Origin of the sequence: Flavobacterium petrolei (assembly GCF_003314435.2) — a bacterium.
GTDB classification, from domain to species: domain Bacteria; phylum Bacteroidota; class Bacteroidia; order Flavobacteriales; family Flavobacteriaceae; genus Flavobacterium; species Flavobacterium petrolei.
Window position 1 is genome coordinate 418,372 of sequence record NZ_QNVY02000001.1, and the last position, 24,814, is coordinate 443,185.

The following is a 24,814-nucleotide window of genomic DNA, read 5'->3' on the forward strand; positions in this document are numbered from 1 at the left end:
GCGTCTTCTCGTTTATAAAAAAAGACGCGATAAATCGCGTCTCTACTAAAATTATCCTAAATATTCTAAAACAGAATCTGTTATAAACTTAATTTGCTCGTCATCTAATTCGGTGTGCATTGGCAATGAAAGTACTTCCGTAACCAATTGATTGGTTACTGGAAAATCTTCTTCTTTGTAACGAGAATCAGCGTATGCTTTTTGCGAATGCAACGGAATTGGGTAATAAATAGCACAAGGTATTCCTTTATCTAATAAATGCTGCATTAAACCATTCCTGTCAGCACCAATAATTCGTAATGTATATTGATGAAAAACGTGACAGTCGCAAATATCACAAATACTTGGCGCAACGATATTTTTATGCCCTTCAAAAGCAGCAGAATATTTCCTGGCTGCGTCTTGTCTGGCTCTTCCATAATCATCTAATAAAGGCAACTTAGCGTTCAAAACCGCTGCCTGAATACTGTCTAATCTAGAATTTACACCTACAACATCATGATGGTATCGCTCGTACATTCCGTGATTTACAATTCCGCGAAGTTTGTGTGCCAAAGCATCATCATTCGTAAAAATCGCTCCACCATCTCCATAACATCCAAGATTTTTAGAAGGGAAAAACGAAGTTGCTCCTACGTGTCCAATCGTTCCCGCTTTCTTTTTAGTCCCATCCGAAAATTTACAGTTGGCACCAATCGCTTGCGCATTATCTTCGATAACGTATAAGTTATATTCTTTGGCAATAGCCATAATAGCTTCCATATTGGCGGCACGACCAAACAAATGTACCGGTACAATTGCTTTTGTTTTTGACGTAATCGCTTTTTTGATTCCTTCAATAGAAATATTCATGTTGAACAAATTCACATCTACTAAAACGGGAGTCAATTGCAATAAAGCAATGACTTCCACTGTCGCAGCAAAAGTAAAATCAGCAGTGATTACCTCATCTCCTGGTTTCAAATCCAGTCCCATCATCGCAATTTGTAGCGCATCGGTTCCATTTGCACAAGGAATTACGTGTTTTACGTCCAGATATTTCTCTAATGATTTTTGAAATTGATGAACTTGAGGTCCATTAATATAGGTATTAGTGTCTAAAACTTCCTGAATAGAAATGTTAACGGTATCTTTTATTTTTTCATATTGACTTTTTAAGTCAACCATTTGGATTTTTTTCATTGCAATTTTTGTTTAATGTTCGAAAAATTGCCGTTTCTAAACACAGCAAATACTTTCTTAAAACGAAGAACAAAAATAGTTATTTATGAGTTGAAACCAATGCAACCAACAGTAAAAAAGATAATATTCCAATGAAATAAAAAGGAAGTACCTGTAACCAAAATTTAAATATTACTGCAGAAGAAATTAAAATAAAGAAAACGTATTTTAGCCCCAAAATTTTAATCATGCTTTTTCTTTATAACTTAATCGTTCATTTTGCTGGTTTTTTATTAAAAATCACTGCGCTTTTCAGTCCAAAAATGAAACTTTTTGTGGATGGCAGGAAAGAAGTTTTCCCTGTTTTGGAACAAAAAATAAAATCTACTGACAAAACAATCTGGTTTCATGCCGCTTCTTTGGGCGAATACGAGCAAGGTTTACCCGTTATTGAAAAGATAAAAGAGCAATTCCCATTGCACAAAATCGTGGTTACGTTCTTTTCTCCTTCGGGTTATGAAGTTCGTAAAAACAATACTGTTGCTGATGTTACGGTGTATTTACCTTTGGATACCAAGAAAAATGCACAACAATTTCTACAACTCGTTCATCCGGATTTAGTGTTTTTTATCAAATATGAATACTGGCCCAATTATTTATTCGAACTCAAAAAATCAAATACTAAAACCTACCTGATTTCTGGAATTCTAAGAAAAAACCAACTGTTTTTTAAATGGTACGGTGGTTTTTATAGAGACGCGCTGGCTGCATTTACCTACTTTTTTGTTCAAAATGAAATTTCAAAAAAACTACTGCAGCAGTTAGGGAAAAGTAATGTTGCCGTTTCTGGTGACACCCGTTTTGACCGAGTGGCCACAATTTTAGAAAAAGATAATTCGCTGGATTTTATTTCTCAATTCAAAAACAACACACTCACTATTGTTGTGGGAAGTTCGTGGCCAAAAGACGAAGATTTAATAGTGAATTTTATTAATTCGAATACTTTCAATGTCAAGTTTATAATTGCACCACATAATATCAAGGAAGAACAAATTCAACAATTAAAAAACAGTATCACTAAAAAAACTGTTTTATTCTCTGAAAAAGAAGGAAAGCAGCTTGCCACTTTCGATGTCTTCATTATTGACACCATCGGGATTTTAACTAAAATCTACAGTTATGCAGATATTGCTTATGTGGGCGGCGGTTTCGGGAATCCCGGAGTTCACAATGTTTTAGAACCCGCTACTTTTGGTGTTCCAATCCTTATTGGACCTAACTATTCGCATTTTGCAGAAGCAATTGCGCTAGTCAATATGGAAGCTTGTCTTGCGGTCAGCAATCAAAAAGAATTAAACGAAGCTCTTGAGAACCTAATACGCAATGATGACATTCGTAACGAAAAAGGACACATGTGCAGCACTTTTGTACAAATGAACAAAGGCGCTACTGCCATCATTTTAAAAAATATTCTGAATGATTGAGTTCAAACATATCACTACTGCTGATATCGAAACCATCGTCTCCCTGATGGAGAAATTTTATGCCATCGATAATTATCCCATTAAAAGTGACGTTTCCAAGGCTTTGTTTGAAGAATTTATTTCTAATAAAAATCTGGGCAAAGCATGGTTGATTGTATCCGATAACGAAATTGTAGGATATCTAATTCTAACCTTTGTTTTTAGTTTTGAATACCAGGGAAAAATTGCTTTTTTAGACGAATTGTACATCACCGAAAAAGCACGCGGAAAAGGGATTGGCTCAAAAGCCATTGAATTTATAAAAGATGAAAGTCATAAATTATCGTTAAAACTGATCTATCTGGAAGTAGAACCACACAACAAAAAAGCTCAAAATTTGTATATTGCCAACGGTTTCGAAATGCATAATCGAAAATTAATGCGTCTTAAAACTAAATAATATTGCTAATTGAGCACTCAAGCGGTAGATTTTTAAATTATTCTTAACCTGAGTCGTTTTTTAGACACATTCTCAAAACAAGTAATTATAGACTGTAAAAAGGAAACGTTTTAATTTTTTGTGCGTATTTATAGCGCTTTATCCAAATATAAAACCGCAAGCAACAATGGTATTATGAAGACTAAAATATGTGAAATTTGTACTGCGACGGCGGATAATATGTTTCGGATTCAAATTACTTCAGGAAAAAATTGGATGTTTGTTTGTCAAACCTGTTGTGAAAACTCTAAACCATTACCTCATTACAGATACGGGGGCACTTGGAAAGGCAAACACCATTAGTGCACTTTCTTACTGGCTTACAATTCAAAATAAATCATCAATTTGTATCACACTTTTATCAAACTAAATTATATACTAATGAAATTTTTAAAATTATTCTTATTACTATTTGTCATTCAGACGCAAGCCCAGCAAGGGGGTATGTGGATTCCTTCGCTGCTGAAAGGAATGAATGAAACCGAAATGAAAAATCTGGGCATGAAAATATCCGTGCAAGACATTTATGATGTGAATCAGTCGAGTATGAAAGATGCGGTACCTCATTTTAACGGAGGTTGTACCTCAGAAGTTATTTCGCCAAAAGGGCTAATCCTGACCAATCATCATTGTGGATTTTCACAAATTCAATCGCATTCTACCGTTGATCATGATTACCTGACGGATGGTTTTTGGGCCTACAAAATGGAAGATGAATTACCAAACGAAGGTTTGACAGTAACTTTTATGGTAAAAATTGAAGATGTAACAACAGCTGTTCTAGAAGGCACTGCAACCCTTACTAACGAAGCTGCAAAACAAAAGAAAATTCAAGAAAACATTACGGCATTGTCGAAATCGTTGCCAAAGGAAAATTGGCAGGAAAATAAAATCCGTACTTTTTTCGAAGGCAATCAATACATTCTTTTTGTAACGGAAACCTTTACAGATGTGCGTTTAGTTGGCGCTCCGCCTTCCTCTATAGGGAAATTTGGTTCTGATACTGATAACTGGGTTTGGCCGCGTCATACCGGAGATTTCTCATTGTTTAGAATTTATGCCGACAAAAATAATCGCCCGGCAGCCTATTCAAAAGACAACGTCCCTTATACGCCTAAACATTTCTTGCCTATTTCATTGGATGGCGTAGCCGAAGATGATTTTACATTGGTTTTTGGTTACCCAGGAAAAACAAACGAATATTTACCTTCGGTTGCGATTGAGCAAATTGTAAACGAACTGAATCCAGCAAAAATCGAAATCAGAGACAAAGCCTTGAAAGTTGCCGATGGTTTTATGCGAAAAGACAATGCCATCAAAATTCAATACGCTTCAAAATATGCAAGCATTGCCAATTATTGGAAAAAATGGATTGGCGAAACACAAGGATTAAAAAAATCAAATGCAGTTGCCGTAAAAAAAGAATCTGAAAAAGAATTTCAGCAAAAAATAGTAAAAACAGGCAAAGAAAAAGAATACGGAACACTTTTGGCTGACTTTGACAAAAACTACACGGAAATTGCTCCTTATGCGGTAGCAAGAGACTATTTTACAGAAGTAGTACTGCGCAATACTGAATTACTAAGTACGGGATATAAATTATACCAATTGGAAGAAGTTTACAAAAGTAAAGGAGAACAGTCTTTCAATGACCGAAAAAATAATTTAATAGCAGGGCTGGCTGATTTTTACAAGAATTTCAATGCAACTGTCGATGAAAAAGTTTTTGAGCAGTTAATTGAATTGTATGCGACGAAATCTCCAAAACAATTTTTACCAAAAGGCTTGGTGAATGTAAATGCTAAAAATCTGGCTTCGGAAGTTTACACCAAATCTCAACTGAAAAATTACGCCGGTTTGAAACAATTGTTAACGGGTGATGCCGGAACTGTTTTGGCAAATTTAAATAATGATCCGGGTTTCTTGCTTGTAAAAGAATTAGCCGACAAATATTCTAAAGAAGTTGCGCCAAAATACGACGAACTGAACTTAACGATTACTGCGTTGCAACGCACGTACATGAAAGCGCAATTAGAATTGAATACGGAAAGCCGCATTTTTCCGGATGCTAACAGCACCTTGCGTGTAACCTATGGAAAAGTAAAAGGTTATGAGCCTAAAGATGCCACTGTATACACTCCAGTAACGTATTTGGACGGCGTGATGGAAAAATATATTCCGGGAGACTATGAATTTGATGTTCCTGCTAAATTAATCGATTTATACAAAACAAAGGATTACGGTCCTTACGGCGAAAATGGGAAAATGCCCGTATGTTTTATTGGTACAAATCACACTACAGGAGGTAATTCAGGAAGCCCCGCAATTGACGCTAACGGAAACTTAATAGGACTGAATTTTGACAGGGTTTGGGAAGGAACTATGAGTGATATTTATTACGATCCAAGTATTTGCAGAAATATCATGGTGGATATCCGTTACGTGTTGTTCATTATGGATAAATATGCAGGTGCAAAAAACTTAATCAGTGAATTAAAACTAGTGCATCCAAAGAAAAACAAACCACTAAAAAATAAAAAATTAAAACAAAAATAGCCGAAAAACAAGACTAATCAAATGTTATTAAACATTTCTTAATCAATTGCTTAAACTGGCACAATAATTGTAACCTGTTCCAACGTTGGCAAAAAATAATATTTTATAAAAAAAAAATAAAAAAATATTTTACATATTAAAAAATTTATATCTTTGCCACGAATTAATAATTAACCTTTTATATTAAATTAAGATGAAAAAAGTATTTTTAAGTTTAGCTGCTGTTGCTGTATTAACTGTTGTATCATGTAAAAAAGCTGACGCTCCTGCTGAGGACGCTGCAACTACTGTTGATTCTGCTGCTATGGTAGTTGATTCTGCTGCTGCTGTTGTTGACTCTGCTGCTGTAGTTGTTGATTCTGCTGCTGCTGTTGCTACTGATGCTGCTGAAGTTGCTACTGAAGCTGCAAAAAAATAATTAGAACTCAAATTCTAAAAATTTTAAAGCCATCCGCTCTGCGAGATGGCTTTTTTAATTTGTAACAGTTTCTTAAAAAAGAAACAGCTTTACAAAAGCAAAAAAAAAGAAGAGCGTCTTGGCAATTACCAAGACGCTCTTCTTTTTGTCGATTTAAGTGAAAAAAAAAAAAAAAAAAAAAAAACTCAATCAATGAAAACTAAATCATTTGCTGAGAAATCTAAAATTTCAGATACAGAACCATATCGTACAATTTCGTCAATTCCCTTCTGCAAACGCAGGGAAGTAGTGTACTTTCTGCTTGTTGCAAAATGATTATCCCCAAGCATTAATTTGAAATAAAACTTCCCACTGGAAGATTTAAATTTCAAAAAATTTGCTGACTGAATATTCGTTTTAAACCTTTCAATATCTTCTTCACACTCAAACTTGAGTTCATAACTCAGACTCGTAAAAACAACTTTCCCTTTTCTGGAAGTAAATACAAATTTATATTCGTCGTTATATCTTTTACTAATTACAAAAGCTCCCATGAAATTTTAGATTTTTGATTGCGGATTTCAGATACTAAACATCGAACTTCAAATTCATTTCTGCAAAATCATTTTGTTTTGAGTTACAAATTTCTATAAATAAAAAAAGCTCCAAACATAGTTTGAAGCTTTTTTAGTACTCAGAGCGGGACTTGAACCCGCACGAACATTGCTGTTCACTGGATTTTAAGTCCAGCGTGTCTACCAATTTCACCATCCGAGCATTATGTGGTGTTGGAGCGAAAAACGGGGCTCGAACCCGCGACCTCGACCTTGGCAAGGTCGCGCTCTACCAACTGAGCTATTTTCGCATTATCAATTCTTAAAAGAACCGCAATACTTGATCTGTATTGCGGATGCAAATTTAAGACATTTATTGAATTACACAAGCCTTTTAGATAAAAAAATCATGTGCAAAAGTTAATCTTCTGATAACCTAAAGATTAAAAAAAATAAAATTATTTTCTTGTCAACATTCTTTTAATTTCATTGAGTTTCATCAGCGCTTCCATAGGCGTAATGGTATTGATGTCCAGATTTAAGATCTCTTCTTTGATTTCCTCCAACAAAGGATCATCGAGATTAAAGAAACTCATTTGCATTTCATCTTTTGCAGCTTTAATTCCGTTCAGCGCATCACTGGAATGATTTTTTTCTAATTTCTTTAAAAGCTTTTGCGCTTTCAGAATTACAATTTGAGGCATTCCTGCCATTTTTGCTACGTGTATTCCAAAACTATGCGCGCTTCCTCCTTTTACCAATTTCCGAATAAAAAGTACAGTATCCTTTAATTCTTTGACAGCCACATTATAATTCTGAATTCTAGGCAATGATTCACTCATTTCATTCAGTTCATGGTAATGTGTAGCGAACAATGTCTTCGGTTTCGAAGGATGTTCGTGTAAGAATTCTGCAATTGCCCAAGCGATCGAAATCCCGTCATAAGTGCTCGTTCCTCTTCCAATTTCGTCTAAAAGAACTAAGCTCCTATCGGAAATATTATTCAAGATAGAGGCCGTTTCGTTCATTTCGACCATGAAAGTAGATTCGCCCATCGAAATATTATCACTCGCTCCTACTCTAGTAAATATTTTATCTACAATTCCCATTCTCACGCTATCCGCAGGCACGAAACTTCCCATTTGGCACAACAGCACAATCAGCGCCGTTTGACGCAAAATAGCTGATTTTCCGGACATATTCGGACCCGTAATCATAATCAGCTGCTGCGTCTCTCTATCCAAGAAAACATCATTGGCAATATAAGGCATCCCAACCGGCAATTGCTTTTCGATAACAGGATGTCTTCCGTTTTTGATTTCCAATTCGCATGTTTCGTCTAGCTCCGGACACACATATTTATTTTCGATAGCTAATTGTGTAAAAGAACACAAACAATCCAATTGCGCCACAAGATTAGCATTCATTTGAACCGGTTTTATATACGTAGCGATCCAGCTCACCAATTGTTCAAATAATTCTACTTCTATTTTGTGGATTTTTTCTTCGGCACCAAGTATTTTAGTTTCGTATTCTTTTAATTCCTCTGTTATATAACGCTCTGCATTAACCAAAGTTTGCTTTCGAATCCATTCCGCAGGAACTTTATCTTTGTGCATATTTCTGACTTCGATGTAATATCCAAAAACGTTATTAAAAGAAATTTTCAATGAAGAAATTCCCGTCAATTGTGATTCCCGTTTTTCAATTCCTTCCAAGAATTCCTTTCCTGAAGTTGATATTGCCCTTAACTCATCTAATTCAGCATTAATTCCTTTGGCAATAGCATTTCCTTTGGCAATAGCAACAGGCGCATCTTGATTTAAAACCGTTTTTATTTTCTCCCGCAGCAATTCGCAACTGTGCAAACTGTCACCAATTACTTTTACTGCTTCTTGAGGACTTTCTAACGCCAGAGTTTTTATTGGAATAATAGCATCCAACGATTCTTTCAGATAAACTACTTCGCGAGGCGATACTTTTCCAGCTGCAATTTTAGAAATCAAACGTTCCAAATCGGAAATCTGCTTGATTTGATTTTGAATGTTTTTCAGAACACTTTGGTTTTCTTTTAAATAAGAAACCACTTGGTGCCGCCCTTGAATTTTATGACTGTCTTTTAGCGGCAATGCTAACCATCGTTTCAGTAAACGACCACCCATTGGCGAAAGCGTTTTATCGATAACATCCAGTAACGTCACTGCGTTTGGATTGTAACTGTGGTACAATTCCAGATTACGAATCGTGAATCGATCCATCCAAACGTAGGCGTCTTCGGCAATACGTTGAATCGCAGTTATATGTTGCACTCGATTGTGCTGCGTCTCGGATAAATAATACAAAATGGCTCCCGAAGCAATAATTCCTTCTTTCAATTCTTCGATTCCAAATCCTTTTAGGGAAACCGTTTGAAAATGCTTGGTTAAGGTTTCAAATGCATAATCTTCTTTGTAAATCCAATCTTCAAGATAAAAACTATGATAGTCATCCCCGAAAATTTCCCGAAAATCATTTTTATTGTTTTTTGGAATCAGAACTTCACTTGGATTAAAATTCTGCAACAGTTTGTCAATATATTCAGCATTCCCTTGCGCCGTCAAAAACTCTCCGGTAGAAACATCCAAAAAGGAAATTCCTATCGATTTATTGGCGAAATAAATTGAAGCCAAAAAATTATTTGTTTTGGACTGCAATACCTCATCATTCATTGAAACCCCAGGAGTTACAAGTTCAGTTACACCACGTTTTACGATAGTTTTAGTCATTTTAGGATCTTCAAGCTGATCACAAATGGCTACACGAAGTCCAGCTTTTACTAATTTTGGCAAATACGTATTCAAAGAATGATGCGGAAAACCGGCAAGCGCCGTTTCTGTTTCAGATCCCGCTCCACGCTTGGTTAACACGATTCCTAAAATTTTAGAAGCACGCACAGCATCTTCACCAAATGTCTCATAAAAATCGCCCACACGAAACAACAAACACGCATCAGGATATTTCCTTTTTATCTCGTTGTATTGTTTCATTAATGGTGTTTCCTTAACTACTTTATCTTTAGATGCCAATGGTTTTATGTTTGAGAAATTAAAAAATATTTAGGCGAATTTATAGATTTTTAAACAAAAATGCGGTCTCTTCAAAAAATTAAACTATTTTTTTAAGAAAAAATTAAGGCGTAAATTCTAATTTTTATATAGATTTGTATATATTTTAAAATTAGAATCACATGAAAAAAATAATTGCTTTAGGTATGCTAGTTGTTTTAGGAGTTACTACTTCTAACGCACAAGAAACATCAAAAAAATTAAAAGCAACAACTACTAAAGTTGCAACTGCAAAAGTAAATGGAGCAGGAATGGTTTTCGTAACTGAAACCATTGATTATGGCACTGTAGCTTACAACTCTGACGGTCGTCGTGAATTTGTTTTCACTAATAACGGTAACAAACCATTAATCATTACTAATGCACAAGGTTCTTGTGGTTGTACTGTACCAACGTATCCAAAAGAACCAATTGCTCCAGGTGCAAAAGGTGTTATTGGAGTAAAATATGATACGTCAAGAGCGGGTCAAGCATTTACAAAAACAGTTACTTTGACAACTAATGCAGTTGTACCAAGTAAAACACTTACAATAAAAGGAAATGTTTTAGCTGCTGATGCTGCAAAAAGCTAAATTTTAACGCAATGCATAAAAAAGCTTCCATTAACTTCGGAAGCTTTTTTTTTGGTAAATTTACAAAATATGAGAAAGCTTGAAAATAGCGAACTGGAACGAAAATCCATTGAAGCATTTAAACAATCTGAAAAAACACCCCTTATTTTAGTATTGGATGACATTCGTAGCCTACACAATATTGGCTCTGTTTTTAGAACTGCCGATGCATTTCTAATTGAAAAAATATATTTATGTGGCATTACAGCTACACCTCCCAACAAGGAAATTCACAAAACCGCACTTGGAGCCACTGAAACTGTTGCTTGGGAACATAAAGAGAATGTTCTTGAAGTTATCGAAAAATTAAAAAAAGAAAAAGTAATGACACTTGCCATAGAACAAGTGGAAAGCGCTATTTTTCTGCAAAACTTTAAGGTTAAAAAAGGAGAAAAATATGCTTTGGTTTTTGGAAACGAAGTCTATGGCGTTTCGCAAGAAGCAGTTGCGTTGTGCGATGGCTCCATCGAAATTCCACAACTAGGCACCAAACATTCTTTGAATATTTCCGTAAGTGCCGGAATTGTGGTCTGGGATTTATTTCAAAAAATGAACTGGCCAAAATAGAAATTTTTAAAAAAAATAGGAACAGCAATATCGTATCATATGAGGATTTATACTTTCTTAAAAATAACAATAGCTTTTTTATTATTTGTACCAATGGCTAACTATTCAGCCAGTCCCATTTGTACTCTAAAAAAAGACAGCGCTGTTATTTCTAAAAAATTAATAAAATCAACTAATACAGCTATTGCCCCCAGAATTACAGCAACAGGAACTCAAATTTACTGTACGGGAACTCCATTAAAAATAGTGACCGATGTAAGCATAACTGGCTCTGATGCCAGTGACATTGCAACTGACGCAATTTATATCCAAATTTCTACAGGATATGTAAACGGACAGGATGTAATCCAATTATCCAATCCCACATTACATCCAAATATTGTGACTGAATGGAGTCCTCTTGAGGGAAAACTAAAATTATCCAGTGCTACTCCACCAGTAAAAGTACTTTATGCAGACTTTGTAGATGCGATCAAAGATGTTGTTTTTAGCAATTCCTCTATAACTCCTTCTGGTAGTAGGACTTTTTCTATTACCCTTGGAGCAGCCAATTATTTACCTAGAAACGGTCATTATTATGAATATTTCCCTAACATAGGCATTAGCTGGACAGCCGCAAAAGCAGCCGCAGAACAGAAAAATTATTTTGGAATTCAAGGATATTTAGCGACAATCACCGCCGCTGATGAAGCAAAAATAGCCGGAGAGCAAGCTTTAGGAAATGGTTGGATTGGCGGAAGTGATGTGGGAACGGAAGGCATTTGGAAATGGATGACAGGTCCAGAAAACGGAACTGTTTTTTGGAATGGCGGAATCAATGGCTCAGCGCCACCAAACCAATTTGCTTTTTGGAATAATGGCGAACCAAATAATAGTAATGGAAATGAGCATTATGCACACGTTAAAGCGCTTGATGTTCCAGGAACTCCTGGATCGTGGAACGATTTACAATTAAATGGTGATGCAAGCGGAGATTACCAATCAAAGGGATATATTGTAGAATACGGTGGAATGCCTGGCGATCCAATTCTTGAAATTTCAGCCAGTACCACGATAATAATTCCTCAAATTACAGCTACTACACCAGCTTCAAATTGCGGATCAGGAACTGTGACATTGCAAGCAATAGCATCCGGCGGAACGATTAATTGGTATGATGCGGCAAGCTTTGGGAATTTATTACACACGGGTAATACATATACTACCCCATTTTTAAATACAACAACAACCTATTATTTAGAAGCAGGATGTTCCAATAACAGAACAGCCATCACGGCAACAATAAACACTATTCCTAACATAACATCAACCAACAATCCAGTTTCAAGATGTGGAGCAGGCTCTGTTTCAGTTCAAGCAACTACCACCAATGGAACAGTTAATTGGTATTCGAGCTTAACTAGCACCGCTGTCATAGGAACTGGAACAAGTCTGACTGTTCCCAACAGTACACAAAATACAACTTATTATGCCGAAGCCCTGAATAACGGTTGTACAAACGGAAATCGGATTCCTGTTGATATCATAATTTACGATCTTCCGGTAGTTACGGACGAAGAACTAATTCTTTGTAAATCAGGTAGTTTAATCCTTGATGCAGCAATCCCTGCTATGACGTATTCATGGTCAACCGGCGAAACCACGAAAACAATTCAGGTTACCACGCCAGGCATTTATAACGTAACCGTAACAAATAGCGCCAATTGCAGCAGTACCAAAAAAATCACTGTAATTGAACATGACACCCCAGAAATCGACCGGATTGATGTTAATGAAACCACTGTTGTAATTTATTTAAAAACCCAAAAAAATTACTTCGAATATTCTGTTGATGGGATTAACTATCAAAGTTCTAATATATTTTTCAATGTAGCGAGTGGCTTACAAACCGCTTATGCAAGAGAAATAAATTCATGCGGAATTGACAGCGACGTTTTTATAGTATTGATTGCTCCGAAATTTTTCACCCCAAACAACGACTCCTTTAATGACGCATGGGAAATAAAAGGATTAGTCAATTATCCTAAAGCTGAAGTAAGCATCTTTGATCGTTATGGTAAATTCATCACGAAATTATATGCGGCTAAACCATCGTGGGACGGAACGTTCAATAAAAATTTACTTCCGGCAACCGATTATTGGTATGTATTAAAAATTGACACAAACAGTCCTGAAAAAAGAGGACACTTTTCATTAAAAAGATAAGAATTTGAATTACTGAATTATCTTGATATTTTTTGTTGAATTTCACCTAAAATATACAGATAATCTTCTTGATTTTTTACAAAATCCCGATCCGAAACATCTATAATCAACACATTCAAATCAGTTTGAGATTTGATATAATCAAGATAACCACTATTGATTTTATCCAAATATTCAGCTGGAATTTTTTGTTCATAGCTTCTGCCACGCTTTTTTATATTTTGCAAAAGCCTTTCTGAATTTTGATACAAATAAATGTACAAATCCGGTTTTGGCATTTCTCTGTAAATGATATCAAAGAGATTTCGGTACAAACGATATTCGTCTTCGGCCAAAGTTATTTTTGCAAAAATCAAGGATTTAAAAATATGATAATCGGCAACAAGAAAGTCTTTAAACAAATCAAATTGTGCTAAATCATCCGATAATTGTTGGTATCTGTCTGCTAAAAAAGACATTTCAAGTGGAAACGCGTACCGGTTTTGATCTTTATAAAATTTAGGCAAAAATGGATTATCGGCAAAACGCTCCAATACTGTTTTCGCATTAAAATCCTCGGAAATTTTTGTAGCCAACGTTGTTTTTCCCGCGCCAATATTTCCTTCAAAGGCAACATAATTAAATTGTTCCAATGGAATACTTTGCAAAGGATTAACCAAATTCTGAACTACTGTACAAACACTTTCGTCTGGTGACAAAGTTAATAATTCCGAAATGTTTTTTTGAAGAATAGGATGTTTCCAATCTAAATTTAAATCCTGAATGGGCAACAAAACAAAATTCCTATTTTGCATCAAAGGATGTGGAATTTGGAGTTTTTCCGTCGCAATAATTTCTGAGTCGAATGCAATCAAATCAATATCAATGGTACGCGATTGGTATTCCTGAGTTTTATTGCGCAAGCGACCCAAACGCTTTTCGATTTTTAAAACCTGAGCCAAAATTTTATGAGCAGAGGAAAAAGTATGCAAAACCAAGGCACAATTATAAAAAGCATCACTTTGAAAACCCCAGGCTGGAGATTCGTATAATTTGGAAACTTTGAGAACTGTACCAATTTCCTGGTGTATCAATTCCAAGCAATGCTCAATGTTTTCTAAACGATTGCCCTGGTTGCTTCCTAGCGATAAAATGACCTGATGTTGTGATTTCATAATTAGGTGCAAATTAACTAAAAGAATTTTAGAATAAGCAATATATTTGTATCCTCTGTTGCTATTTAAACATAGAAATTCTAAACCATTGTTTGTAACACTTCTATGTTTTATGCGACTTATTAAAAAAATATAATTATGAAATTTTTAGGAAATGTATTGGCTACCATTATAGGTATTTTTGTTTTTTTCATGTTGTTCTTTTTTGGAATTATCCTCATTGGAGCCATTTTTGGTGGTGAATCTGAAGGTGTTGTGGTGAAAAATAATTCGGTAATCGAATTGAACTTGGAAGACATAAGAAATGATTATGCCGGAAAATATAAAGATCCTTGGATGACTATTTTTTCAGAAAACAAAAAAGTAGGTTTATCAGACATTATAAATGCTATCGAAGAGGCAAAATCAGATAATGACATCAAAGGAATCTCTATTCTAAACAACGACTCCTCACTGGGAATGGCACAAAGTAAAGCATTGAGAGATGCTCTGGAAAGCTTTAAAAAATCTGGCAAATTTGTTATGGCTTATGCCAATTCATATTCTCAAAAAGAATATTATTTAAATTCTGTTGCCAGCCCAATTTATATCAATCCGGTTGGAGATATGGATTTCAAAGGATTATCTTCTGAAATTATGTTCTTTAAAGATTTTCAGGAAAAATCAGGATTAAAAATGGAAGTCATCCGTCATGGGAAATATAAAAGTGCTGTAGAACCATTTTTAGAAAATAAAATGAGTGATGCCAACAGAGAGCAAACTACCGCATTATTAAATTCTGTTTGGAATTCAATTACTGCTGACATTGCAAAAAGTAGAAATATATCAGTGGCAAAATTGAATGAAATAGCTAACGGACTTCTTGCTCGAACTCCTGAAATGGCAAAATCCCAAAAATTAGTTGACATTATTGCCTACGAAGATGTGTATCATAACGCGATAAAAAAAGCACTTAAAGTGGCTAATGACGAAGATTACAATAAAGTATCTGTTGTAGATTATGCTCAAAAAGTAGCTACAACTTCACAAACTTTTGACAGTAAAGACGAAATCGCCATTATTTATGCGCAAGGAGAAATTATGGGTGGTGAAGGTGATGTGAATGTGATTGGTGAAGGTTCTATGCGCCGTTCGTTACAAGAAGCTCGAAAAAATAAAAATGTAAAAGCAATTGTACTTCGTATTGATAGTCCGGGAGGAAGTGCTTTGACTTCAGATTTAATTTGGAGAGAAATTGAGTTGACAAAGAAAGTTAAACCGATCGTGGTTTCAATGGGGAATTATGCGGCTTCAGGCGGCTATTATATTGCTTGTAATGCCAACACCATTTTTGCCGAAGAAAACACAATTACTGGTTCTATAGGCGTTTTTGGAATATTACCAAACTTTACACCATTGGCCACTAAAATAGGGATTTACACAGAACAAGTGAAAACCCATGAAAATTCCGCTAATTATAGCCCTTTTGTTCCCATAGATGAAAAATTCAAAGCTGTCACGTTAGAAGGTGTAGAACACATCTACAAAACATTTGTTGCTCATGTAGCTCAGGGTCGAAAAATGACATTTGCACAAGTAGACGCTATCGCTCAAGGAAGAGTTTGGACCGGTTCAGAGGCTTTGAAAATTGGACTTGTAGATAAAATTGGAGGTCTTGATGACGCTATTGCAAAAGCAGCTTCTTTGGCAAAAACAAAAAGTTACAGCACCCAAAATTATCCGGAATACGAGAAAAACTTCGATGATCTTTTAGCTAATCTTCCTTTTGCAAAATCGAAAGCTGATTTCATAAAAGAAGAAATTGGAGAAGAAAATTATCGTATGATGCAGGAAATAAAAAAACTGCAAGCACGAAAAGGTATCCAAGCTATAATGCCTTTTGAAATCAATATGCATTAAAAAAAAAGATAAGGGCCACTATTAAATCCGTTTTCGCACTTGCTGAAACGGATTTTTTCATCCATTATAGTTAAATTATTGTTTATAAAAACGCCACAAAAGGCACACTGTCCTAAAAATACTATTTTTGTAAAAGAATACAAGGCACCGTTTTTGCTAAACTTATAAATCTAAAGACAATCAAATTATGCTAAAGAAAGTTTTAAAAATCATTGGAATACTTTTTATCCTACTCATCCTAACTTTATTTGCCGCGCCTTATTTATTTAAAGATCAAATAAAAGCTAAAATTTCTGAGGCTATCAATGCCAAAGTAGATGCCAGAGTCTCTTTTGCAGAAGCGGATTTAAGCTTATTCAAAAATTTTCCAAATGCGAATGTAACATTAGAAAAATTAGTCATTATCAACAAAGCTCCTTTTGAAGGAGACACATTGATTTCACTAGGAGAATTGAATTTAAAAATGTCTATCAAAGAACTTTTTAAAGGCAAAAACGAAGCAATCGCTATTGATGGAATCACTTCTAAAAACGGATTAATCAATATCATATTTAATAAAGACGGAATCGGAAATTACGACATTGCTTTGAAAGATGAAAAAACTGCAACCGATGGAAAAAGTAGTCCGTTATCCTTAAAAATCCAAGAGTATAAAATTGAGAATTTCAAGTTTCGTTATTTTGACGAAAGTTCAAAAATAAAAATGGTAATCGACAGTTTAAACCACGAAGGAACAGGCGATTTTGCATCTCAAAAATTAGATTTGGCTACCAAATCAACGGCAAAAGTATCGCTGGATATGGACAAAGTCAATTATATGAATAATGTTGCTTTGACTCTGGACGCAGTTTTAGGAATTGATTTAGAAAAAAGCAAATATACCTTCAAAGAAAACAAAGCATTAATCAATCAATTGCCGTTAGAATTTGATGGATTTATTCAAATGGTAGAAGCTGGACAGGAATATGATTTGAAATTTAAAACGCCAACTTCGTCTTTCAAAAATTTCTTAGGAATCATTCCAGCAGCGTATGCATCAAGCCTGGACAACGTGAAAACAACTGGAGATTTTACTGTGGCGGGTTTTGCAAAAGGTTTGTATTCTGATACAACGGTGCCAAAATTCAACATTGAAATCGCTTCTAATAACGCCTCCTTTAAATATCCTAATTTGCCAAAATCGGTTCAAAACATTGTAATTGACACTAAAATCATCAACGAAACAGGGATTCTAAATGATACATACGTCAATTTAGACAAGCTTTCTTTCAAAATTGACCAAGATGTCTTTAATGCCAAAGCCAACATTAGAAACATAACACAAAATGCAATCGTTGATGCCGCTTTAAAAGGAACTATCAATTTAGCCAACCTTTCGAAAGCGTATCCTATAAAGCTGGACAAGCCCTTATCAGGAATCTTAAAAGCTGATGTGACTACCAAATTCGACATGCAATCAGTTGAGAAAAGCCAGTATCAAAACATTAACAATGCCGGAACCATGAGTTTATCCGGTTTCAACTATGTGGATGAAAACGGCAAAACAATGAAGATTAGCACTGCTTTAGTTCAATTTAATCCGAGTCAAGTCAATTTAAAACAACTGAACGCAACGACAGGAAAAAGCGACATTAGTGTAACGGGAGTTTTAGAGAATTTTTACGGTTTTATATTTAGAAATCAAGAATTGAAAGGAAACTTCAACATGAATTCCAAACAATTGGCTGTTGATGATTTTATGACAACAGGTGAAACCACTAAAACCACAACAAAAAAAGCAGAGGCAATGAAGATTCCTGCTTTCTTAAATTGTACGCTTACCGCAAAAGCAACTACGGTTTTATATGATAATTTGACTCTGAAAGATGTATCGGGAAAACTAATCGTGAAGGACGAAAAAGTAACTTTAGAAAATGTGAAAACATCAATTTTTGGAGGAACAATTGGAGTAAATGGAGCTGTTTCCACAAAAGGAAAAACGCCAGTCTTCAATATGGATTTAAAATTAAATCAAGTCGATATTGCGCAGTCGTTCACCCAATTGGACATGTTGAAAAAAATAGCACCAATTGCAGGAATCATCAACGGAAAATTAAATTCAAGCATCAAATTGAACGGAAATCTTGATGCAACAGAATTTACTCCAGACTTGAAAACGCTGACTGGAGATCTATTGGGACAATTGCTTTCTACGACTGTAAACTCCAGTAATTCGACTTTATTGACCGCTTTAGGTGCAAACTTGAAATTCATTGATGTGAGCAAAATCAATTTGAATGATTTGAAAGCGGCAATCACGTTCAAAGATGGAAAAGTAAATGTAAAACCATTTGACATCAAGTACAAAGATATCAAAGCAACTATTGGAGGAACGCACGGTTTTGACCAAAGCATGAATTACAATTTAAAATTTGACGTTCCTGCTAAATATTTGGGTTCAGAGGCAAATGCGTTAATAGCAAAATTATCTGCTGCCGATGCTGCGAAATTAGAAAGCTTTCCTGTAAATGCTGTATTAGTAGGTAATTTTACAAATCCAAAAATTACAACCGACATCAATAGTGCGGTGACTAAATTGACTACTCAATTAGTAAACCAACAAAAAGACAGACTGGTAAAACAAGGAACTTCGGCTTTGACGGATTATATCAATAAAAACAAGAAACCAACTGATACTACAAAAACGACTGCTCCCGCAACGCCTGTAACTAAGGAGGAAGTAAAAGCGAAAGCTGCCGATTTGCTAAACGGTTTATTTAAAAAGAAAAAGAAAGCAGTAGATACTACAAAAGTAAATTAAGACCGCTTCATGAAACAAAAAAGAGGAATTTCACCAAGTGAGATTCCTCTTTTTTATTGAATTTTATACTTGAATCTAAACAACGAAACTATTTGCTTTTGAGATTTTACCATTAAGGAATTAAGAAAAATTAAGCTCTAAATCTTAATGGAACTTAATTTCTTAATGGTTAAAAAACCTATGTTTCTTATACATTAATCGTCACTACATATCCTTCGGAACCACGAATATTAAAAACTGTTTCATTCTCAAAAAGTAAATATTGCCCTTTTATTCCGGTCAATTTTCCTTGAAAGTGAGGTGTTTTATCTAAACTCAAACTGTTTACTTTACTTGGATACTGTAAAACGGGATAATGCATCTCGTATAAATCATTCTTTTGCGAATAAAAGTATTCCTGAACTTCCGATGGAATCAAATTTTCTACTTTTAAACGTTCGGCGATTAAGTCAATTTGTTCGACATTATTCGTCAGCATTTTTCTCCAATTGGTTTTATCGGCATAATGATTCTTCAGCGCCACCTCCGTAATTCCTGCTAAATAACGATTCGGAACTTCCACAATCGAAATCGCTTGTGTTGCGCCCTGATCAATCCATCGTGTTGGCATTTGCGTTTTTCTGGTCACGCCAACTTTTACTTCGCTGGACAAGGCCAGATACACGATATGCGGTTGTAATTGTACTTTTTCTTCATACGCCAAATCACGATCCTGAATCCCAAGATGAGCGGTACTCAGCTCCGGTTTCATAATCCAATCGCCAACAGCAGCACTGGAATAAAAACAATCGTAACAAAATCCCTGACGGAATATTTTTTTCTTTTTTCCACAATTCAAACATTGGTATCCCACAAAATTGATCTCAATCTCTTTATTCAGCAATTGATTCACATTTAAAAATCCATTCTCAAAAACCAAATAATATTGAATTGGGTTTCCAAATTCGGTTTGCATTTTTGTAAGTACGCCTTCGTATGTCATTGTGATTAAAGTTTCGGGTTTAACGCAACAGTTAAACAAATTTTGTTATTTTTGGTAAAGTTATAACTCACAATTCATAATTCATAATTTAAAAATGCCTCTAACCATAATCAATTCGTTTGCTTCTTGGGTTCTCAAACAAAGAATTCATCAGATCGAACTTTTCTTGAAATATCCAAATGAAGTTCAGGAAGAATTGCTTATGAATTTAATTCACTCTTCTAAAAATACTGTTTTAGGCAAGCAATACGATTTTGCTACAATAAAATCCTATGCGAATTTTGCAGAGCGAGTTCCCATTTCGACTTATGAAGAATTGCAGCCGATGATAGAAAGAACCCGTAAAGGCGAACAAAATGTTTTTTGGGAAACACCTATAAAATGGTTTGCCAAATCAAGCGGAACTACCAATGCAAAAAGTAAATTCATCCCAGTAAGCAATGAAGCCTTAGAGGATTGTCATTACAAAGGAAGTAAGGATTTGTTGTGTTTGTATTTGAATAATAACGAGGATTCCGAACTGTTTCTGGGAAAAAGTCTGCGTCTTGGCGGAAGTTCCCAAATCTATGAGGACAACAATACGTTCTTTGGCGATTTATCCGCAATATTAATTGAAAACATGCCTATTTGGGCAGAGTTCAGCAGCACGCCAAGCAACAAAATTTCCTTGATGAGTGAATGGGAAACTAAAATTGCAGCTATTATAAACGAAACGAAAAACGAAAATGTAACCAGTTTTGCCGGAGTTCCTTCCTGGATGTTAGTTTTAATGAATAAAATGCTGGAAGAAACCGGAAAAGGAAATCTTTTCGAACTTTGGCCAAATTTGGAAGTGTACTTTCACGGAGGCGTAAATTTTGAACCGTACCGAGAACAATACAAAAAAATACTTCCTAAAAAAGAGTTTAAATATTACGAAATATACAATGCTTCTGAAGGCTTTTTTGCCATTCAGGATTTAAATAATTCCAGTGATTTATTATTGATGCTGGACTACGGAATTTTTTATGAGTTCATTCCAATGGATACTTTTGGGACACCGGATCAAAAAATTATTCGATTAGCAGATGTAGAATTGTTAAAAAATTATGCTTTGGTGATTACCACCAATTCTGGTTTGTGGCGCTATTTGATAGGAGACACCGTTCGTTTCACGTCATTGAATCCATACCGAATTCGGGTTACGGGAAGAACCAAGCATCACATTAATGTTTTTGGCGAAGAATTGATGGTCGAAAATACCGATCAGGCTATAGCCAAAGCTTGTGAAATTACCCAGACGGAAGTAGTTGATTACACGGTTGCTCCTATATTTATGGAAGGCAAAGAAAAAGGCGCCCATGAATGGATGATTGAATTTAAAAACCCTCCTACTGATGTATCGCAATTCCAGAAAGCATTAGATGAATCCATACAATCCTTAAATTCAGATTACGAAGCGAAACGTTACAACAACATGACATTAAATCCGTTAGTAATCAATGTAGCGCGGAAAAATTTGTTTTACGATTGGTTAAAAGACCGAGGTAAATTGGGTGGACAACATAAAATTCCAAGATTATCCAACCAAAGAGATTACCTGGAACAACTAAAAAACATGCAGTTTCAAACCGTATAAAAATAATTCAAAAGATGAAAAACACCTTCTACATCTTGATTGCACTTTTTGTATTGAGTTCCTGCGGACCGCACAGAATGAGTTGCGGTGCCAGAGGAATTTGTAAATCTCCCGAAAAACAAACATTTGAACAGCCTCAAAAAATAAAGCATAAAATTACAGTAGCGTTTTATACCTTACCAAATAAGTATTCTAAATAAAAAAGTTATTCTCTTAAACAAACACTCACTTAATGTGCAGTTTTTATTTGCATATCCAAGTCAAAAAATTAAATTAACATCATGATTGAAAACATCGTCTATTTTGTTCCAGCACTTTTAATTTTAATTATTTCAATTTTTTTAATTGATTTGTATTTATTAGTTCGAAAAACACTTGTACTTAAAATAAAATATTATTCAGACCTAGTGAATAGAATTAAACCCAAGGAATCTGAAAATCTCCCGACCAACAAACATGACTAAAACCTGAAAAAGCGTTTACCCTTAAACCATAAAAAAGGCTGTACAAAAACGAATCTGGTACAGCCTTTTTTATTTTTTTAATTTATATAATTACTCCTCCTCCATCATATCAATATGTCTGTCGTGATATCCTAACAGGTATAAAACACCGTCGAGTCCTAAGCTGGAAATAGAACTTTCTGCTTTTTCTTTTACCGTAGGTTTGGCATGAAAAGCAATTCCTAAACCTGCCAAATTCAACATTGGCAAATCATTGGCACCATCACCCACTGCAATAGTTTGATTAATGTGAATGCCTTCTTTATCGGCTATAGCTTGAAGATATTCTGCTTTCTTTTTACCATCAACAATTTCGCCAAGATAGTTACCAGTCAGTTTCCCATCTTTGATTTCCAATTCATTGGCGTGAACATAATCAATCCCTAATTCTCTTTGCAAGTACTTCCCAAAAAAGGTAAATCCTCCGGACAAAATCGCAGTTTTATATCCGTAATATTTTAAGGCCTTCATCAAGCGATGCGCTCCTTTTGTTATTGGTAGATTTTCAGCAACGTTTTGCAGTACATCCTCGCTCAAACCTTCTAGCAAAGCCATGCGTTGCTTGAAGCTTTCGCTAAAATCAATCTCGCCGTTCATGGCTGCTTCTGTAATTGCTTTTACTTGCTCACCCACACCCGCTAACTCTGCTAATTCATCAATTACTTCCGTTTGAATCAAGGTCGAATCCATATCGAAACACACCAAGCGTCTGTTTCTTCGGTACATATTATCTTCCTGAAACGAAATATCCACATCTAATGTTCTGGAAATTTCCATAAAACTCGCCGTCATAAACGTTTTATCGACAATCGTTCCTGTAACTGATAATTGTATGCAAGAACGCGGAAACTCCTCTTTCTCCAAAATAGAAACCCTGCCAGTTAATCTTTTGATTGCGTCAATATTTAAATTTTGATTGGATAGAATTTTAGTTACCGCAGCCAATTGTACCGCCGTTAATGTTTCTCCCAAAACATTTATGGTGTAGCGTTGTTTACGTTGTCCTTTTACCCATATTTCGTAATCGGGAATAGAAATTGGTATAAACTTCACTTTCACGCCCAATTCATAGGCTTTAAACAATAAATCTTTTAGAACAGGCCCTGAAGAGGAACCCGCTTTTATTTCAAATAAAATACCTAGAGAAAGCGTATCATGGATATCTGCTTGGCCAATATCCAGAATAATGGCATCGTAAGTCGCCAAAATGGATGTTAAACCAGCAGTAACTCCTGGTTTGTCCTGACCTGAAACTTTTAGTAAAATTACTTCTATTTCGTCTGTTTGCATGCTATGTTTGTATGATTTAGAATAGACAAAAATCGACAATCTGAAGTTGATAAAAAAAAATATTGCTCCTTTTTTCAAACAATAACAAATAGTGTAATTTACCCATAAAAAAACCTGTCCAAATGAATGAACAGGTTCGTATTTTTAAGAAAAATGCATTTTTTATGATGCAATCTCCAAACGTTTCAATAAATTTTTATTCAACGTCTCTTTAGCGTAATCTACATCTATTTCTAAAATTTTGTCATCAGAACTTGGTAATTCATACATCGCATCGGTTAAGATAGCTTCGCATAAAGAACGCAATCCACGAGCACCTAATTTATACTCTAACGCTTTATCCACAATAAAATCCAAGGCTTCATCTGTGATGGTAAAAGCTACCTCATCCATCAAAAACAATTTCTCGTATTGTTTGATTAACGCATTTTTAGGTTGTGTCAAAATCGCACGCAAAGTTTCTCTATCTAAAGGATCCATGTGTGTCAATACTGGTAAACGACCAATAATCTCCGGAATCAATCCAAAATCTTTGATGTCTTTTGGGATAATGTATTGCAACAAATTGTCTTTGTCAATATTATCCACATTTTTTGAAGTCGAATACCCCACAGCCTGACGATTCAATCGTTTCGAAATAATTCTTTCGATTCCATCAAAAGCACCACCTGCGATAAACAAAATATTCTGCGTATTTACTTCAACAAATTTTTGGTCCGGGTGCTTGCGTCCTCCTTTTGGTGGCACATTCACAACGGTTCCTTCCAATAATTTCAATAATGCTTGTTGCACACCTTCACCGGAAACATCACGAGTAATAGACGGATTGTCACTTTTACGTGCAATTTTATCTATTTCGTCAATGAATACAATTCCGCGTTCTGCTTTGGCTACATCATAATCAGCAGCTTGCAAAAGACGTGTCAATATACTTTCGACATCTTCCCCAACATAACCTGCTTCAGTAAGAACAGTCGCATCAACAATAGCTAAAGGCACATCCAACATTTTCGCAATGGTTTTAGCTACTAATGTTTTTCCTGTTCCTGTTTGCCCCACCATGATGATGTTACTTTTTTCAATCTCAACCTCATCGTCTAATTGCTGCTGCATCAAACGTTTGTAGTGATTGTAAACCGCAACCGACATTACTTTTTTAGTTTGGTCCTGTCCAATTACATATTGATCCAAGAACGCTCTGATTTCTTTTGGTTTTTTCAAAATCAAATCTCCAACCAATTTGGAACTTCCGCTGGATTTTAATTCTTCTAAAACAATTCCGTGAGCTTGTTCGATACATTTATCACAAATATGTGCATTGATACCAGCAATCAACAATTGAGTTTCTGGCTTCTTTCTTCCACAAAACGAACACTCTAATACTACTTTTGCCATTCTTTTTTTGTTTAAAGTTTAAAAAGTTTAAAGTTCAAAGTTCCCGCAGCAACCTT

The 24,814-nt window shown here is 35.1% G+C and carries 18 protein-coding genes and 2 tRNA genes; 11 read left to right on the forward strand and 9 right to left on the reverse strand.

Annotated elements, in window-relative coordinates:
- Positions 1-51: 51 nt before the first annotated feature.
- Positions 52-1,182 carry a DegT/DnrJ/EryC1/StrS family aminotransferase gene (locus DR871_RS01855; protein ID WP_113665103.1) on the reverse strand — a complete coding sequence of 377 codons (1,131 nt, stop codon included), beginning with the start codon at positions 1,180-1,182 and terminating at the stop codon, positions 52-54.
- Between the two features lie 227 nt (positions 1,183-1,409).
- Between DR871_RS01855 and DR871_RS01860 the strand changes: the two genes are divergently transcribed.
- The 4 genes from DR871_RS01860 to DR871_RS01875 all read left to right on the forward strand — a co-directional run bounded on the left by DR871_RS01860 (position 1,410) and on the right by DR871_RS01875 (position 6,097).
- Complete coding sequence (locus tag DR871_RS01860) at positions 1,410-2,645, forward strand: 3-deoxy-D-manno-octulosonic acid transferase (protein ID WP_113665102.1); 1,236 nt, start codon at positions 1,410-1,412, stop codon at positions 2,643-2,645.
- Positions 2,638-3,084: a GNAT family N-acetyltransferase gene (locus DR871_RS01865; RefSeq protein WP_113665101.1), complete on the forward strand. Its 447-nt coding sequence runs from the start codon at positions 2,638-2,640 to the stop codon at positions 3,082-3,084. Before DR871_RS01860 ends, DR871_RS01865 begins: the two co-directional genes overlap by 8 nt.
- Positions 3,085-3,504: 420 nt before the next feature.
- On the forward strand, positions 3,505-5,679 hold the full coding sequence (locus DR871_RS01870; protein WP_113665100.1) for a S46 family peptidase: 2,175 nt from the start codon (positions 3,505-3,507) through the stop codon (positions 5,677-5,679).
- Positions 5,680-5,872: 193 nt separating this feature from the next.
- A complete protein-coding gene (locus DR871_RS01875) occupies positions 5,873-6,097 on the forward strand; it encodes a PG1828 family lipoprotein (RefSeq protein WP_113665099.1) in 225 nt (74 codons plus the stop codon).
- A gap of 185 nt (positions 6,098-6,282) precedes the next feature.
- On the opposite strand, the gene DR871_RS01880 is transcribed toward DR871_RS01875, so the two are convergent.
- The 4 genes from DR871_RS01880 to mutS all read right to left on the reverse strand — a co-directional run bounded on the left by DR871_RS01880 (position 6,283) and on the right by mutS (position 9,695).
- Positions 6,283-6,630, reverse strand: a complete 348-nt coding sequence (locus DR871_RS01880) for a YegP family protein (RefSeq protein WP_113665098.1) — start codon at positions 6,628-6,630, stop codon at positions 6,283-6,285.
- Positions 6,631-6,767: 137 nt separating this feature from the next.
- Positions 6,768-6,853: transfer RNA gene (locus tag DR871_RS01885), tRNA-Leu, on the reverse strand.
- A gap of 12 nt (positions 6,854-6,865) precedes the next feature.
- Positions 6,866-6,941 (reverse strand) — tRNA-Gly (locus DR871_RS01890).
- A gap of 147 nt (positions 6,942-7,088) precedes the next feature.
- On the reverse strand, positions 7,089-9,695 hold the full coding sequence (mutS, locus tag DR871_RS01895; protein WP_165355296.1) for a DNA mismatch repair protein MutS: 2,607 nt from the start codon (positions 9,693-9,695) through the stop codon (positions 7,089-7,091).
- Between the two features lie 161 nt (positions 9,696-9,856).
- Here mutS and DR871_RS01900 point away from each other — a divergent pair, with 161 nt between their 5' ends.
- The 3 genes from DR871_RS01900 to DR871_RS01910 all read left to right on the forward strand — a co-directional run bounded on the left by DR871_RS01900 (position 9,857) and on the right by DR871_RS01910 (position 13,117).
- Positions 9,857-10,306, forward strand: a complete 450-nt coding sequence (locus DR871_RS01900) for a DUF1573 domain-containing protein (protein WP_113665097.1) — start codon at positions 9,857-9,859, stop codon at positions 10,304-10,306.
- Positions 10,307-10,375: 69 nt separating this feature from the next.
- Entirely contained in the window at positions 10,376-10,912 is a 537-nt protein-coding gene (locus tag DR871_RS01905) for an RNA methyltransferase (RefSeq protein WP_113665096.1), read from the forward strand.
- Positions 10,913-11,005: 93 nt separating this feature from the next.
- A complete protein-coding gene (locus DR871_RS01910) occupies positions 11,006-13,117 on the forward strand; it encodes an Ig-like domain-containing protein (RefSeq protein WP_242497062.1) in 2,112 nt (703 codons plus the stop codon).
- A gap of 17 nt (positions 13,118-13,134) precedes the next feature.
- Here DR871_RS01910 and folK read toward each other — a convergent pair whose 3' ends face one another.
- Positions 13,135-14,271: a 2-amino-4-hydroxy-6-hydroxymethyldihydropteridine diphosphokinase gene (gene folK, locus DR871_RS01915; protein WP_113665094.1), complete on the reverse strand. Its 1,137-nt coding sequence runs from the start codon at positions 14,269-14,271 to the stop codon at positions 13,135-13,137.
- Positions 14,272-14,409: 138 nt separating this feature from the next.
- Between folK and sppA the strand changes: the two genes are divergently transcribed.
- Positions 14,410-16,170, forward strand: a complete 1,761-nt coding sequence (gene sppA / locus DR871_RS01920) for a signal peptide peptidase SppA (RefSeq protein WP_113665093.1) — start codon at positions 14,410-14,412, stop codon at positions 16,168-16,170.
- 187 nt (positions 16,171-16,357) lie between these two features.
- Positions 16,358-18,970, forward strand: coding sequence for an AsmA-like C-terminal region-containing protein (locus tag DR871_RS01925; protein WP_113665092.1), 2,613 nt, complete (start codon positions 16,358-16,360; stop codon positions 18,968-18,970).
- 187 nt (positions 18,971-19,157) lie between these two features.
- Here DR871_RS01925 and DR871_RS01930 read toward each other — a convergent pair whose 3' ends face one another.
- Complete coding sequence (locus tag DR871_RS01930) at positions 19,158-19,952, reverse strand: DUF2797 domain-containing protein (protein ID WP_113665091.1); 795 nt, start codon at positions 19,950-19,952, stop codon at positions 19,158-19,160.
- A 94-nt stretch (positions 19,953-20,046) separates the two neighbouring features.
- On the opposite strand from DR871_RS01930, the gene DR871_RS01935 reads away from it, so the two are divergent.
- Positions 20,047-21,570, forward strand: a complete 1,524-nt coding sequence (locus DR871_RS01935; protein ID WP_113665090.1) for a GH3 auxin-responsive promoter family protein — start codon at positions 20,047-20,049, stop codon at positions 21,568-21,570.
- A gap of 14 nt (positions 21,571-21,584) precedes the next feature.
- Positions 21,585-21,770: a hypothetical protein gene (locus DR871_RS01940; protein ID WP_113665089.1), complete on the forward strand. Its 186-nt coding sequence runs from the start codon at positions 21,585-21,587 to the stop codon at positions 21,768-21,770.
- A 354-nt stretch (positions 21,771-22,124) separates the two neighbouring features.
- On the opposite strand, the gene serB is transcribed toward DR871_RS01940, so the two are convergent.
- Together serB and clpX are read right to left on the reverse strand one after the other, a co-directional pair.
- Positions 22,125-23,363, reverse strand: a complete 1,239-nt coding sequence (gene serB, locus DR871_RS01945; protein WP_113665087.1) for a phosphoserine phosphatase SerB — start codon at positions 23,361-23,363, stop codon at positions 22,125-22,127.
- Positions 23,364-23,525: 162 nt separating this feature from the next.
- Positions 23,526-24,758 carry an ATP-dependent Clp protease ATP-binding subunit ClpX gene (clpX, locus tag DR871_RS01950; protein WP_113665086.1) on the reverse strand — a complete coding sequence of 411 codons (1,233 nt, stop codon included), beginning with the start codon at positions 24,756-24,758 and terminating at the stop codon, positions 23,526-23,528.
- Positions 24,759-24,814 lie beyond the last annotated feature (56 nt).

What these genes read in the sequence shown, in the direction of transcription:
- DR871_RS01880 (WP_113665098.1), bottom strand. Translation starts at nt 6,630, where the DNA reads ATGGGAGCTTTTGTAATTAGTAAAAGATATAACGACGAATATAAATTT.
- DR871_RS01925 (WP_113665092.1), top strand. Translation starts at nt 16,358, where the DNA reads ATGCTAAAGAAAGTTTTAAAAATCATTGGAATACTTTTTATCCTACTC.
- DR871_RS01905 (WP_113665096.1), top strand. Translation starts at nt 10,376, where the DNA reads ATGAGAAAGCTTGAAAATAGCGAACTGGAACGAAAATCCATTGAAGCA.
- clpX (WP_113665086.1), bottom strand. Translation starts at nt 24,758, where the DNA reads ATGGCAAAAGTAGTATTAGAGTGTTCGTTTTGTGGAAGAAAGAAGCCA.
- DR871_RS01930 (WP_113665091.1), bottom strand. Translation starts at nt 19,952, where the DNA reads ATGACATACGAAGGCGTACTTACAAAAATGCAAACCGAATTTGGAAAC.
- DR871_RS01940 (WP_113665089.1), top strand. Translation starts at nt 21,585, where the DNA reads ATGAAAAACACCTTCTACATCTTGATTGCACTTTTTGTATTGAGTTCC.
- DR871_RS01860 (WP_113665102.1), top strand. Translation starts at nt 1,410, where the DNA reads ATGCTTTTTCTTTATAACTTAATCGTTCATTTTGCTGGTTTTTTATTA.
- DR871_RS01935 (WP_113665090.1), top strand. Translation starts at nt 20,047, where the DNA reads ATGCCTCTAACCATAATCAATTCGTTTGCTTCTTGGGTTCTCAAACAA.
- DR871_RS01875 (WP_113665099.1), top strand. Translation starts at nt 5,873, where the DNA reads ATGAAAAAAGTATTTTTAAGTTTAGCTGCTGTTGCTGTATTAACTGTT.
- DR871_RS01865 (WP_113665101.1), top strand. Translation starts at nt 2,638, where the DNA reads ATGATTGAGTTCAAACATATCACTACTGCTGATATCGAAACCATCGTC.
- DR871_RS01900 (WP_113665097.1), top strand. Translation starts at nt 9,857, where the DNA reads ATGAAAAAAATAATTGCTTTAGGTATGCTAGTTGTTTTAGGAGTTACT.
- sppA (WP_113665093.1), top strand. Translation starts at nt 14,410, where the DNA reads ATGAAATTTTTAGGAAATGTATTGGCTACCATTATAGGTATTTTTGTT.
- DR871_RS01855 (WP_113665103.1), bottom strand. Translation starts at nt 1,182, where the DNA reads ATGAAAAAAATCCAAATGGTTGACTTAAAAAGTCAATATGAAAAAATA.
- serB (WP_113665087.1), bottom strand. Translation starts at nt 23,363, where the DNA reads ATGCAAACAGACGAAATAGAAGTAATTTTACTAAAAGTTTCAGGTCAG.
- DR871_RS01910 (WP_242497062.1), top strand. Translation starts at nt 11,006, where the DNA reads ATGGCTAACTATTCAGCCAGTCCCATTTGTACTCTAAAAAAAGACAGC.
- DR871_RS01870 (WP_113665100.1), top strand. Translation starts at nt 3,505, where the DNA reads ATGAAATTTTTAAAATTATTCTTATTACTATTTGTCATTCAGACGCAA.
- folK (WP_113665094.1), bottom strand. Translation starts at nt 14,271, where the DNA reads ATGAAATCACAACATCAGGTCATTTTATCGCTAGGAAGCAACCAGGGC.